The 13,486-nt window shown below is 42.2% G+C and carries 11 protein-coding genes; all 11 read right to left on the reverse strand.

Going from position 1 to position 13,486, the window contains the following annotated elements; translation table 11 throughout:
• Positions 1 to 295 precede the first annotated feature (295 nt).
• Positions 296 to 1,735 carry a lipopolysaccharide biosynthesis protein gene (locus NQ534_RS06335; protein WP_006861380.1) on the reverse strand — a complete coding sequence of 480 codons (1,440 nt, stop codon included), beginning with the start codon at positions 1,733 to 1,735 and terminating at the stop codon, positions 296 to 298.
• 14 nt (positions 1,736 to 1,749) lie between these two features.
• On the reverse strand, positions 1,750 to 2,856 hold the full coding sequence (locus NQ534_RS06340; protein ID WP_006861381.1) for a Coenzyme F420 hydrogenase/dehydrogenase, beta subunit C-terminal domain: 1,107 nt from the start codon (positions 2,854 to 2,856) through the stop codon (positions 1,750 to 1,752).
• Positions 2,853 to 3,992: a polysaccharide pyruvyl transferase family protein gene (locus NQ534_RS06345; RefSeq protein ID WP_006861382.1), complete on the reverse strand. Its 1,140-nt coding sequence runs from the start codon at positions 3,990 to 3,992 to the stop codon at positions 2,853 to 2,855. The genes NQ534_RS06340 and NQ534_RS06345 overlap by 4 nt, the downstream gene beginning before the upstream one ends.
• A 46-nt stretch (positions 3,993 to 4,038) precedes the next feature.
• Positions 4,039 to 5,100, reverse strand: a complete 1,062-nt coding sequence (locus tag NQ534_RS06350) for a glycosyltransferase family 2 protein (protein WP_006861383.1) — start codon at positions 5,098 to 5,100, stop codon at positions 4,039 to 4,041.
• A 96-nt stretch (positions 5,101 to 5,196) separates the two neighbouring features.
• A complete protein-coding gene (locus tag NQ534_RS06355) occupies positions 5,197 to 6,315 on the reverse strand; it encodes a CDP-glycerol glycerophosphotransferase family protein (protein ID WP_006861384.1) in 1,119 nt (372 codons plus the stop codon).
• Positions 6,316 to 6,380: 65 nt separating this feature from the next.
• Complete coding sequence (locus NQ534_RS06360) at positions 6,381 to 7,265, reverse strand: glycosyltransferase family 2 protein (RefSeq protein ID WP_006861385.1); 885 nt, start codon at positions 7,263 to 7,265, stop codon at positions 6,381 to 6,383.
• 53 nt (positions 7,266 to 7,318) lie between these two features.
• On the reverse strand, positions 7,319 to 8,080 hold the full coding sequence (locus tag NQ534_RS06365) for a hypothetical protein (protein ID WP_207645524.1): 762 nt from the start codon (positions 8,078 to 8,080) through the stop codon (positions 7,319 to 7,321).
• Positions 8,081 to 8,433: 353 nt separating this feature from the next.
• On the reverse strand, positions 8,434 to 9,540 hold the full coding sequence (locus NQ534_RS06370; protein WP_040782694.1) for a radical SAM protein: 1,107 nt from the start codon (positions 9,538 to 9,540) through the stop codon (positions 8,434 to 8,436).
• Positions 9,541 to 9,576: 36 nt separating this feature from the next.
• Positions 9,577 to 10,794 carry a glycosyltransferase gene (locus NQ534_RS06375; protein WP_006861388.1) on the reverse strand — a complete coding sequence of 406 codons (1,218 nt, stop codon included), beginning with the start codon at positions 10,792 to 10,794 and terminating at the stop codon, positions 9,577 to 9,579.
• A 70-nt stretch (positions 10,795 to 10,864) separates the two neighbouring features.
• On the reverse strand, positions 10,865 to 12,010 hold the full coding sequence (locus NQ534_RS06380) for a glycosyltransferase family 4 protein (protein ID WP_006861389.1): 1,146 nt from the start codon (positions 12,008 to 12,010) through the stop codon (positions 10,865 to 10,867).
• Between the two features lie 51 nt (positions 12,011 to 12,061).
• A complete protein-coding gene (locus NQ534_RS06385; protein ID WP_006861390.1) occupies positions 12,062 to 13,480 on the reverse strand; it encodes a sugar transferase in 1,419 nt (472 codons plus the stop codon).
• Positions 13,481 to 13,486 lie beyond the last annotated feature (6 nt).

Raw genomic sequence — 13,486 nt, forward strand, 5'->3', positions numbered from 1 at the left:
TTTTTGCCAGGATTGCGGCCGCAACGATAACCGCCCTGCTGGCTGATCGTGTAACGTTAAATGCCCACCCCCGGAAAACGGATTACCGGAAAGCTCTGCGTTCCCTCCCCGGAGATTACCAGCGTGCAGACCGCGCCGTCGCTGCCTTCCGGCATCGGTGCGGATGCATCGTCCGCCTCCAGGACTTATCCTCCTGTTGAGTGGCTAAAAACACTCCTGACAATAGCAACAATTTTTAAAAGTTCAATACTTGAGTTTCTCTTTACTACTGGTCCATTTTTTAACTGAATTGCTTTCATAATGGTCTTGTCCCTCTTTTTCGCCATTCGTCAATTTTATTTTTTACTTTTGCTCCCAAGTCCATAATATCTTTCAAATAAAGCAAAAAAATCAGTCCAAACAGACCGGCTTCCACAATATAAAGCCAACTGTCTTTTTCAAGAAGCAGCAGTATAATAGATTGGACAACCAGCAAAAAATAGGTAATCACATCACGTTTAATATTGATATTCAGTTTGATATATTCCTTTAAGTGGTGCAGTTGGAATGCCCAGACAACGGCATAGCAAATAGTTGTGGAAACAGCCGCTCCAAGCGTGCCGATAAGCGGAATAGCAGCAATATTTAATACAATGTTTAAAACTGCTCCGATGGTTGTTGACCCGGCGTACATCCCGGAAGCCTTTTCTGCCGAAAAAATGCCCCCGATATATCCTGATAATGCATTAAACACGACCGCAATCGTCAGCCACGGCACATATCTCCATGCCGCGTAGAAATCCTTTGCATACAAAAACTTTGCCAGAACCCGGTCCAGCATGATAATCATGGAGCATAATATTACCATTGCGCAATTATATGCTTTATATGTATTTGAGAAAAAACCTGATTTATCGTCTGAATCAAAGTCCATTATCGCTGAAAGCTTCCATGCCTGTTCAAAAACGATTCGTATCGTGTTCAAAATAGTAGGTATTTTCGATGCAACAGAATAAATACCGTTTTCCGAAACTCCACAAAAAAGAAGAATAACATAACGGTCAAAAGAAACATTGACCCACCATGAAATAGTATTAGCAATCAATGGCACACTGTAACGAAGCATATTTTTCGATTCACTTCTATAGCTTTGCCTCAGACGCATTTCTCCAAGCATACGTGTCTTTCTCAATAAATACAGGCACTGAAAAAGCGGGCCAAAAATATTAGCCAGAAAATAACCGGTCAGTCCCCACTGAAAAACAGCCAGAAATACAATATTGCATCCTATTGTAACAATAGAAGCAATCACGCTTGATATGGATAAATCCGCAATTCTGTCTATACCGCGCGTATAAGCAAGAACAATCTCCGATAAAGCACGTACAAAAAACATGAAAAAGAAAAGTACTGCATAGTCCTCTCCAGCTTCGCTCAGATGCAGCATGCCATTGACTCCAATTCCCAAAAGAGCAATTACGCAGCCAGCAAAAAAACATTTCATTGAGACAGAAACGATTGCCTTCCGGTTCGCATCTTTTTCCAGCGCAAATCTTAAAACTGCCGCCTGTATATTTAATGTCAGAACCGTTTCCAGTACACTTACGGTTGCAGAAAAGAGGTCATAGGTGCCATATTCAGCTGTAGTTAAAATATTCGTATATAAAGGAACCAGAAAGAGGCTCATCAGTTTGGTTGCAAAGCTGCTCAGTGCCAAAAGTCCAATGTTTTTTAACAAATATGCGTATCTATTCATAGAAAAATATCTGACTAATTTTCGTTGCCTTTCATCAATCGTAAAGTTACCAGAATCGCTTTGAGCTTTTTCTTATAATAAAATTTAGGACTACATTTTTTAATTGCCTTATGAAATCCCTTATCAATATATTTAAAAAATACTCTCCTGTTTTTATGCATCTCAGTCGGTCTGATTAATTGCTGATTAGACCGAATTGCTTTTTCAATATCCACCGGTTTTGTCGTAATCTCCGTCCGGGAAACCAGTTCTCTTCCTTTTGCCGTCTGACAAAGAATAAGCGATATTCCCTTTGCCTGCTCTTCCGTTTCCAGTTCACTACCCCAGGAATCTCCCAGCGTAATGTCAGAAACACGATTCCATCTGGCATATTGACAGGAATAACAGTTTTCCGTATAGTCCAGTCCTCTCAGAAATGCGTGCGTATACATATCCCGCAATCCGGTCGGCGCCAGCTTCTTCTCTCTGATCCGCAGACCAAAAGATCTTTTTTCCCTAAAGCTTATTTTTTTAATAGTTTTCATATCAACGCGCTTCTCTTTTAGAAACATGTCCAATAGCTTCGGAGAAGGTGTGCCGTGACAGATTAAATCTATCGTATATAAATTTCCGGGATTCCCTGTGCTTTTTTTCACAGCCGCAACCTGGCAGGGCAAGCCGATAAACAATACACGTTCCCCGGCATTCAGTTTCTCCTCTACTGTCCCGTATATGTTTACAGGATTGCTTTTGACATATTTAGAACCCGCAAACATTTCCGTCTCATTCAAATCATTTGTAAGCTGAAAAACAAACTCTCCCTTATCGAAAAGACACGCAGCGACATAGCCGCCATTTTTAACGAACTGTTTAATAATCGCCGAAGCCACTCCGCCAGATGAGGAATTTTTCCTCATTTCCTGTCGTGCCCATCCCTGATGCCACGCGATTGGCGGCTTTTTCTCTGCCAGAAAAACATTGGGACATACACGCTCACATGCGCCACAGCCTATACATGCTTTTTCGTCTATCACCGCATTATAGGCATACAAATCATCCACCATCGTAATCGCATTTACCTTACATTTTTCGATACATGCCATGCATCCGGCACACATATTCTCTTTGCATACCGTCTTCATACTGTTTTCTCCATCGTAATATTTTCCCGCAGGTAAGCGGCTGCCGCTTCCTTTCCCGCCTCAATAACCCTATGAATATGCTCCATATCCTTTTTGACCAAATACTTAGCTTCCAGCTCGCTGATATCCTGCATCCAATGTTTTTCTATCCCCAATCTTGTGATCAGATCGGACAGCTTATTGTAATTACTTTCTCTTGTAAGAACGGCAAATTTATCTGCATACTTTGCAGAAAAAACGGTTCCGTGAAAAGTATCGGTTATTACGAAATCGGCTTTCTGGAATAACTTCAGACATTGAAACGGGGAGCATACAATATGCCGGTTAATCCAATATTGCGGAGCACCAACCGTTACGGGCGTCAGCTTATGCCTGCTGCAAAAATCTTTTATTGTTTCCGCCTCTTTCTGACTGTTAAAACGGTTATAGAAAGAATAAACAATGCAATACCGCTCCGGAACTTCCGGCATGTCAGCCTGTCCAGCTTCAGAATCAAAGTCATAAATCAATACGGGGTCAAGATTTTCATTTATTCTTTTATTTGTAAATTTTGCCACAAACTCATGGGTGTTCTTATCCCTGACAGAAAACGCACTAATTCTGCCAAAGGATTCTCTGATTTTTGAAGCGACTCCTTCGGGCAAATCCTGTAACCGGGTAGCTCCGCATGATGCAGCATAAGTGATCACTTTTTCCGCTTCTTTTACATTGCCGAATAACTGTGTCGTAAATCCTCTTATACCCATGCAATCGAAAACACAGTCACTTCCGATGACACAAAGATCATAGTGTGCACTGGTTTTTCCGATATTCAAATAATTTTTTCGAAAATCAGCATAATAATTTTTACTTGCCATTGTTCTGCATTTTATGTTTATCCGGTTAATAAAGTATTTATCTACTTTTCTGAGCTTCCCCCGCAGCCCCCGGCGTCCCTGCAGCTCCCCCTCTGTCGAATAGTCCAGACAGCGGTTATTGCGCAGCTTATTTTCTTCATCGTTTGGTTGTACGTCAAGGAACTCTACTTCGCAGCCCATGCTTTCTAGTATTTTCTTTAATGCATACGCCTGAAGGACAGCTCCCATATTGTCAATTTTCTGTCGTGACAAAATACATACTTTATCTGCTATACTCATGACCTTCTCCCTTCAAAATCTGATTTAATGCTTTCCGTAAATTTATCTAGATTTTCAGCCTAACCATCAGCCATGCTATCCTATACAACCGATATTTGATTGCAAAAAGCAGTGCTTTCTGCTGCTTCGTCTGATACTTTATGTTTATATCAGAGACAATTTCATAAAACTTACGGTCCTGCAGTATGGTATTGATTTCTTCTCTCTTTTCCCGTTTATCACCGTCTGCATGCGCAATGGTTTTTATTGTTCTGATTGTCATATTTACAAATCGGTCAGGCATTCGTCCTGTTACTTCTTCTCCGTAGCCAAATTCATCGCAAACTCTGAGACACGCTTCATACCAGGTCTTTATTCTTTCATACTTGTTCTCAATATATACGTGAGTGAGCGACGTCCTGTTTTCACAGTAGTAGTACAGCGCTTCTGGAAGCACTGCTACCCTTGTTACATTTTTATAAAGCAACAATTGGGAATAGGCATCCTCGGAAATATATTCCTTTTCTGAAACAAATCTCCAATGATTTCTCCGGATTGTCGTCATGGAATACATACATCTCCACGGTACCATCGCCAGCAATCTTTTCTTTCCCGTTTTCAAATCTGCTCCAATCATATTCGGTAAGATATATTTTAGGATTTCGTCTCCCTGATACAATATCTTATCCGTTTCCGGAATATCTCTGTTTTTTACCCTTCCGTCCAGATCTATGTTATAACAGCCAAAGTGAACAATATCTGCCTTATAATGTGAAATCCAATGATACGCCTTTTCAATTGCATCAAGGGCTACATAATCATCACTGTCGAAGAAACAGATATATTCTCCTGCTGCATGATCGATTCCGGTATTCCTTGCCATTCCTGCTCCTGCATTTTCCTTATGAATGACCTTAATCCTGCTGTCCCTTACTGCCCATTCATCGCATTTACACGAGCTGCTATCCGTAGAGCCATCGTCAATCAGAATTATCTCTAAATTGTGATATGTCTGATTGACAATGCTTATCATACATCTATCCAAATATTTTTCCACATTATAAACCGGTACCACAACTGAAACGATTCCTTTTTTCATTTCAAACTCTGAATGTGTCTCAGACTCCATCGTTCTCTCCCTTCAAAATCGCTCTTCGAACATAAAATCAATCCACAACAGCAAAAATTATAAAACTGTTTATGTTTCTCTGCCCAAATTACTATACTAAAGCTGTGACAGCATATATTCTGCAACCTGTTTACCTGCAGTGCCATTTTCGAAACTTCCCAAATCTTTATGATGCCTGTCCACATTTTCTCTGTATATTTTTTCATCAAATTGCTCAATATTCGAAAGCAGTACATCTAAATTCTCAGCCAGAGGAAATGGCCATTCAGATATTGGCGTATAAAAATTACGGTCAGACAAATATTTCGGCAGGTCCGTCGCATAAATAAAGCACGGTTTATACACCAGAGAAGCATCCCATATCAGCGAAGAATAGTCTGTAATGACTACATCTGAAGCATAAATCAATTCCTGCATATCATCATACTCATTTGCGTTAATAACCAGCTTGTCACCGGCTGTTTTTTCCGGGTGCGCAAATCTGTGATATCGGACTACAAAAACAAATTCTCCGTCAAATCTTTTCTCACAACTCGTCAAAACTTTTTCAACATCAATTTGATAATTTTCATCCGAAGCTTCATCTCTGAAAGTAGGCGCATAAAGTACCATTCTTTTTTCTATAGGAATACCAAGTTTTTCTTTTACCCTGCTCTCTATGTCATTTCTTTCATGAAAAAACAAGTCATTTCTCGGCATCCCGCTTTCCAGAATTTTTTGAGGAGACATTTCTTTTACTCTTTTAAGATTGCAGTCTGTAAAACGCTGACAGCTCGAAAGAAATACTGTAGTTTCTCGTTCCATTTTTTCAATGTATTTTTTATGCCTTTTCGTATGGTTAATATATGGCTTTTTATAAGAGCCTCCACCATGCCACGTATTAATAATCACCTGCTCTTTTCTCACCGGTATGTACGACTGCACGCCATAATTATCAATCATGAATTTTGCAGTAATAATATATACCAGCCCCCGGACTGACTTTTGTGCAAATACTTTTATGCCTTTTTTCTCCAAAAATCCAAACGTATCCGGATTATCAAAAATCCATGCAATTTCGAGCTTATCAGCATAATGTGCAAGTAAATACTCGCAAATATATTTCGGATTACAGTTATATTTTGTACCCTGCGTACTTCTGAATACCACACGGTTTCTTTTTATCGGAAGCAGCCAGAATATTTTCAATATTTGCTGCAAAATAAGCCGTCCCACTATATTCTCACCTCTACACCAAACTAATTCCCGGACAACCCGCCGGGCAGAATCTGCTTATTACGTCATTTCCATATGTGATATATCAATATTCCGGGAAATGTACATAACAAAATCAGTGCTTTATAGTCATTCTCCTTCAGCAGTCTGCCAATACTGTAACCCGCAAACTTCCCGTAAATAATATACTGAAGTGCCCCCTTTATCCGATATTTCAGCTTAATATCCCGTTTTAGGAATTCTTCAGCCCGATGCATACATCCAACCGGAGACTTTATATTATGCATTCTTCTGTTATTGGTAAGCCCATCTTCATGATAGCTGCTTACATAAATTGCTTCATTTATATACACCATATCGTATTTGCGCGCCATACGAATCCAGATAATATCTTCCCCCAGAAACCTTTCCCCCGGATACTCCGGAAAAGGATATTCTTTTAGACATTTTGTAAAAAAAACCTCCGCTTTGTCTGCCATTATGTCATCCGCATTGATTCTTTCCTCAATATAGTTGGAAATCTTTTCATTTGGTCTAAATGTCTTTCCGTTAATCTTTCCGTCCGGCATTTTACGCAGGAAGACGTATCCGCACAGGCTACGTTTTTCACTATAGCGGCTATGATAACACGCTATGGTTTCGATTGCATCAGATGTCAGACAGTCATCCGAATCAACAATAAAAATCAGTTCCGTTTCAACCGTTTTAATCCCTGTATTTAGTGCTGTATGTTTTCCGCCATTTTCCTTATAGAGATAATAAATCGCAAAGTCCGCCTCATTCTGCCACTGTTTTATCTGTGCCTTGGTTCCATCCGTACTTCCGTCATCGATAACGAGCCACTCAAAATCCCTGCAGGTCTGAACAGCAAGTGATTGATACAAGGCAAATAAAGTTTGTTTCCGATTAAAAGTCGGTGTCACAATCGTAATAGTCCTTTTATCATTCATACCTTATTATCCTTCTCCCAAAGAATCCTCATAAACGGCTTTTACATTAACAATCAGTCCCGACAATTTATAAAGCCGGAATCCTTTCTCTCCTGTATTGGGTCCGGCGGATATAACAAATATCCAAAAGCTAACAGCGTCATATTCATAAGCACGGAATCCGCATAGGCTTCACTAAGGCAATACACTGCATAACAACAGCATGCAATCATAAAGAGAACATTATCTCTCGTGCTGTACCGTTTCAAGAGGAAATAATATCCGGCAAGAAATAACAGAAGAAAAATACATCCATCTCCATATAAAAAGTTAATCATACCAAGATCCGTAGATATTCCCCTTGTTCCAAACAAATTCAGATTGTTATTATTAATTACATCTATGGCTGTCCGAAACCGGGATGAAAAGGTTCCAAAGCTGCGTAGAAAGTCAATTTTCCAAAACAGAACCGATGCGGTAAAGCTGACTACGGTTGTGATAATAAATGCCTTATCCGACATTGCCCGGATTCCCTTCCAAAGTATACGGCTGAGTATCCCATTTGTTGATATCAGCCAGCACAGAATAAGAAATATCGTGGTCATCAGAAATCCCGTCCGGCTGTTTGTATAGTAAAAAATAAAATAATTATAGAAAAGCAGAGCAACATAATGCCATAATTTCATGCGGTAATTGTAGACCAGAACACATAAAACAATCGCCACAAACAGACAGAAATGTGCAGCGTTTGGCTGTCCGTATCCCAGTCCATATCGAACCCGTATATTGCCGGAAGATTCGAAAAAATACTGCTTCTGTATATCAATAATTCCCATAAGTGCCATTGCTGTGCGTATAAAAAACATCGGTCCCCGAATCCAGAATCCTATTTTTAAAACTATTGTATAATTTATATTCTTCATAGAAGTAATTGCAACCGTCGTCAGCAAAGCCGTTGTACTTCCTGAAAAAAGCCATATCAATATGCCAAGGACGTTTAGAAAAATACAAATCCAGATTTCATTTCTGGTATAATCTGTATTTATCAATTTCAGAAAGGCAAAAACGATTGCTACCCAGCACATATATTGATAAGCTGCATCCGCAGCAGTATACCCAAGTCCCTTCCCCGCCATTAAAATCCCCCAGAAAATATAAAACAATTTTTCAGGGAAATTATTTATTATTATCATATGTTTTCCACTCCGGCATTTCTATCGCAGGTACTGCAGCTATCTAACGTTTCCTTCGTAACTTTTCCGTCCCGGTAGTCCCTGCAGATTTTGTTTTCATACATACTATATGGATGTCTGCCAAGCAAAGCCTTTGCCTTATGGACAGTCACCCATGCTGCAGGCTTCCAGATATATTTATGCATAGCCGGACTTACGCTTCCAATCATCCAGCAGTTCCGGTCACAGCGCCGTACCTTTGCCCGTACGCGCTCCGCCTCCGGACTGTTCCACAGCTCATCCCAGGTCTGCCGGTTCAGATTTCCCATAACTTCTTTATCCGCAGTACCGTTGCAGGGCATAACATCGCCATAGGGGTCAATAAAAAACGTATCAAAGCTCATGTCGCAGGGGAGAAGTCTCTTCTGCCCGTAGATATAGTTAATCAGCCCGTGATTAAAATAGGCTCTGAACCATTTCTTCGGGCTGCGGCTTCTGAGCAATTCATTGATAAGCTTCTCAAAGTTCTCCGCCACCATTGGACGGTCATGAATGATATTCTCTGTTTCCACAAAGTAAAAGCTGTTATGAAGACTTGCCGTTGCAAATTCCATTCCCATTTCTTCTGAAATCTTATAAAGCGGCACAAGCTCCGGCGCATTCCTGTCCTGGACCGTCATGCCGAAGCCGACATCCTTCATTCCCATTCTGCGCAATGTCCGCAAAGTGTTATATCCGCGCTGATAGCCGTTCTTCAGACCGCGTATCTCGTTGTTTGTCTGTTCCAGTCCCTCAATAGAGATGCGGATGCCAATCTGCGGAAATTCCCTGCACAGGTCTATGATCCGGTCAGAAAAAAAGCCATTGGTGGAAATAACAATGCGATCGCTCTTCTTGTACAACTCGCGCACGATATCCTTTAAATCCGTGCGGATAAAAGGTTCGCCTCCTGTGATATTAGTAAAATACATCTTTGGAAGCTTCTTTATCGTTTCGATACTGATTTCTTCCTCCGGTCTGGATGGCTCTTTATAGCGGTTGCACATAGAGCAGCGGGCATTGCAGCGATATGTGACAATGACCGTACCGTTTAATTTTTTTGCACCGCAATTTTTCTTCGTCATAAGTTGCATCTCCTTTTGCAGCAACGCCCTCTGTTTTTACATTGTATATGGATTCTCTCCTCTGTAAATCCGCATCAGTTTTTTCGTATATTCCTCAATATCATCAAAGCGGATGTTCCGGCAGTTCCTGCTATACTGCTTCTGCCTGTCCCTGTCATTCCACAGCTCCCGGATTTTTCTTTTTAGTTCAGCAGCGTTGCCGCTTTCAAACAATTCGCCGGTCCTTCCAGTCTCAATCAGCTCCGGAATACCGCCGATATCTGCCCCGATAACAGGCGTCCCATACATCTGGCTCTCCATCACGGAAAAAGGACAGTTTTCATACCATTCAGACGGATAAACAGAAAATCTGGCTTCCCGGATAAGCTTTTCCAGCGCCTCTGCACGCTGAAAGCCCATATTTTTAATATTGCCAGTCCCGTCAATTTCCTCTTCCAGCGGCCCGGCGCCTGCAAAAACAAATGGGATCTCCGGCAGCTCTCTACAGACCCTGAGCAGAGTCCCGATGCCCTTTTCTTTGCTGAATCTTCCAAAGTATAAAACGTAATCTTTTTTCTCTGCGTCATTTCGCTTCACATGGTCCACAAAGTTATGCATCATCACTGTCTTCCTGGCAAAAAGAGGATTGCTGTCCATTTTCTCCTTCAAAAACTCTGAGCAGCAAATGATCGTATCGATATACCGGTAAGCGCCATTCATTTTCCAGAAAACAGCTTCCATTGTACCAATAACCGATTTTGCCATACTGCCATGTATGCATTTCCCCCTGACACAGTTCCAGAAATGTCCGCCCAGACACTTTTCACAATTTTCACCCGTATCCGGATTTCTGCACATATGGTTCGGGCACACCAGCTGATAGTCATGCGCCGTAAAAACGATACGGCATCTGTTTCCCTCTTTACGCCACTTCTGAATTTCCAGAATAATGCTGGGAGTCAGCTGATAATTGAAATTGTTAAGATGAAGGATTTGCGGCTTAAAGTCTTCCAGAACCATTCTTAATTTTCTCCGCGCCCCGGCAGAATAGATTGTTTTCAGCGGATATAATATTCCGGACAGCTTTGCTCCGTCATGAAAATCCATATTTTCCGTATAAGCATTGACAGCATTCCCAACGCAGCGTCCCTCATGTTCCATTCCAAAATACTGGACCTCATGTCCCTGGCTGCTTATGTATTCTCCAAGCTTAAAGACATATGTTTCACTGCCGCCATTTTGGTAAAGGAATTTGTTTATCATCAATATCCGCATCTTTATCCTCCTTTAACCTGGTTCCGGCTGCCGGCTGTCCGTTTTGCCATCATTCTTCTTTACCGTTTTCTCATTTCATCTGCTTCTGATATAGCTCCAATGTCCGCCGGGTCACATCATCCCAGTTATATTTCCTGCAAATATAATCTGACGCCTGGTCTTTCAGCTTCCGCACCGTTTCCCCATGACTACAGACATACTGGAGCTTCTGACGCAGATCGGAGATATCCGCCTTCTTAAATACCAGTGCCTTATCCTCTACAACCTCCGTGCATTCTGCGATATCGGAGACAAGACAGCAATTCCCGTAGCTCATCGCTTCCAGAAGGCTCAGTGACATTCCCTCCAGTTCAGAGGGCAGGCAGTAAACATATGCATTGCTATATAGCTCTTCCAGTATTCTTCCCTGCACGAAACCCGTGAAAAGAATCCGTTTGTCTCCTTTCGCAAGTGTTTTTAAATGCTGCACGAATTCAGCTGTATCGGAGCTTCCTCCGGCAATAACCAGCTTTTTATCGGTGTGGACGTTCCGGAATGCTTCTATCAGACAGACGATACCCTTTTCGGGCACCAGCCGTCCAAGAAACAGAATATAGCTGTCTTTATCCAGCCCATATACTTCTTTTATCCGCTCCGCCGCGCGAACTGCCGGTCTGTTCACCCCGTTGGGGATAAAGACAGTCTTTCTTCCGTAGGTATTCCAGAAATAACGCCGGGCGCTTTCCGAAAGCACAATGATTTCATCCGCATATTTTACTGCCATTTTTTCTCCAAATTTTATATACCTTCTGGCAAAGCCCTTCCATTTTGCCCGCTGCCAGTCCAGACCATGAACCGTTACAATGCATCTCTTTCCCAGAAGCCGTGGAAGCCACAGCATCACGCAGGAACCCTCTGCGTGAAAATGAACTACATCATACCTGCCGGCAGCCGCATGGATTGCACCGGACAGGGAAGATGTCACTGCGGCAAAGCCCCTGCGCTGGATGGTAAAGACCTCTCTCAGCTTTATTCCCTTATATTCTTCCGGAGAATCCCCGTCAAATTCTTTGCCGCTGATAAGATGTCCCAGGCGGTTGTAGCAGGTGACAGAATGCCCGGTCTGCACCATTCTTGTGGACAGCTCTTCTACAACAATTTCAATCCCGCCCTCCCTTGACGGAATGCGTTTTTGTCCCAGCATCGCAATATTTAATTTATCTGATTTGTTTCGCATTACGCATCCCCTGCCCCGGATTTTCTGCTTTCACCTTTCTCTGAAATTTCTTTAGCTCGCGCCTTTCTTTTTCAGAACAACTCCTATCGTCTGAAAAAGAATCTTAAAATCGAGCCCTATGCTCCATCTGGCAATATATTCCTTGTCCAGTCTGACCACCTCATTAAAATCTGTAATATCGCTTCTCCCATGTACCTGCCACATCCCGGTGATTCCCGGTCTGATTGCAAGACGTCCCCGGTGTTTTGCTTCGTATTTCTCCCATTCGTCAACAGTGGGCGGTCTTGTCCCTACAAGGCTCATATCGCCTTTTAACACATTCCAGAACTGCGGAAATTCATCGATGGAATATTCCCGGATAAATTTCCCGACTCCTTTAATGATTCTCGGATCATTATGCAGCTTAAACATTCTGCCGTCTTTTATATTATTTTTCTCCATAAATTCCTGCTTTCGCTCTTCAGCATCCATATACATACTCCGGAACTTATACATATAAAATCTTCTTCCATTTTTCCCCACCCGTTCCTGCCGGAAAAAAACAGGACCGGGAGATTTCACATAGATTGCAGGTCCCATAACCAGGAAAAGAATCCCCGTAATCAGACAGCCCACAATGCCTCCGGCTATATCCAGACAGCGTTTCAAAAAAATCTGCACAGGCGTCGCTATGCTGACACTGTCCGATAAAACGGTATATCCCTCTATCTCTTCTACAAACTGACCTGCCGCAAGATCAGCTGTTTTCGCCAGACTGGTATGAAGCGTCACCCCCATCAGCCTGCATTGTCCGGCAAAATCTTCCGAAACCGAACGCTTTCCTGATAAACTGATAAAAACTTCATCGATCCAGTCTGATAATATATAGGACAACGCCGCTTTTTCTCCGATAATGACCGGAATCCCACGAAATGAGCCTTTTTTATTTTCAGATGAATGAATAAGTGCAATACAGGCAACCCGAAATTCGCTGAAAGGATCCCCCAGGAAATCGCCGGCCAGCGTCTGGTAATTACTCTCTTCGCACAACAGCATAACCGACCTCTTTCCTTTCACAGCCCGCGGATGACTTTTCCGCCACTTTTTCAGCAGCAGTCTTCCTGCATATACGAACAACACCGCCGTACAGGAAAACAGCATCAGAGCTGCTCTGAAAGCCCGGAACGAAGCCTTCAAAATAAACATATAAAGAAACAGGCTGATTTCTGCCGCAAACACGTGAAGCGCCGCAGCCTTAAATTCCTTCCAGTATCCCCGGTGCAGCACGTCTCTATAGTTTTCCGTAAAAAAGCCGGCACAAAGACTGGCCATGCATATGTATCCCACCATGATTTTATACATATCGCAATGTATCTCCCATGTCCCATTACGTGCCAGATATGCTATAGCAAATGCCGCCTCCATACACACTACGTCAACCATCATAAAATCCCAATGCTTCAGCCATTCGGACGTGCTCTTTTTGTACATTTTCTC

This window comes from Marvinbryantia formatexigens DSM 14469 (assembly GCF_025148285.1).
Classification (GTDB): Bacteria; Bacillota; Clostridia; order Lachnospirales; family Lachnospiraceae; genus Marvinbryantia; species Marvinbryantia formatexigens.

What these genes read in the sequence shown, in the direction of transcription:
- NQ534_RS06335 (WP_006861380.1), bottom strand. Translation starts at nt 1,735, where the DNA reads ATGAATAGATACGCATATTTGTTAAAAAACATTGGACTTTTGGCACTG.
- NQ534_RS06340 (WP_006861381.1), bottom strand. Translation starts at nt 2,856, where the DNA reads ATGAAGACGGTATGCAAAGAGAATATGTGTGCCGGATGCATGGCATGT.
- NQ534_RS06345 (WP_006861382.1), bottom strand. Translation starts at nt 3,992, where the DNA reads ATGAGTATAGCAGATAAAGTATGTATTTTGTCACGACAGAAAATTGAC.
- NQ534_RS06350 (WP_006861383.1), bottom strand. Translation starts at nt 5,100, where the DNA reads ATGGAGTCTGAGACACATTCAGAGTTTGAAATGAAAAAAGGAATCGTT.
- NQ534_RS06360 (WP_006861385.1), bottom strand. Translation starts at nt 7,265, where the DNA reads ATGAATGATAAAAGGACTATTACGATTGTGACACCGACTTTTAATCGG.
- NQ534_RS06365 (WP_207645524.1), bottom strand. Translation starts at nt 8,080, where the DNA reads ATGGGAATTATTGATATACAGAAGCAGTATTTTTTCGAATCTTCCGGC.
- NQ534_RS06370 (WP_040782694.1), bottom strand. Translation starts at nt 9,540, where the DNA reads ATGACGAAGAAAAATTGCGGTGCAAAAAAATTAAACGGTACGGTCATT.
- NQ534_RS06375 (WP_006861388.1), bottom strand. Translation starts at nt 10,794, where the DNA reads ATGCGGATATTGATGATAAACAAATTCCTTTACCAAAATGGCGGCAGT.
- NQ534_RS06380 (WP_006861389.1), bottom strand. Translation starts at nt 12,010, where the DNA reads ATGCGAAACAAATCAGATAAATTAAATATTGCGATGCTGGGACAAAAA.
- NQ534_RS06385 (WP_006861390.1), bottom strand. Translation starts at nt 13,480, where the DNA reads ATGTACAAAAAGAGCACGTCCGAATGGCTGAAGCATTGGGATTTTATG.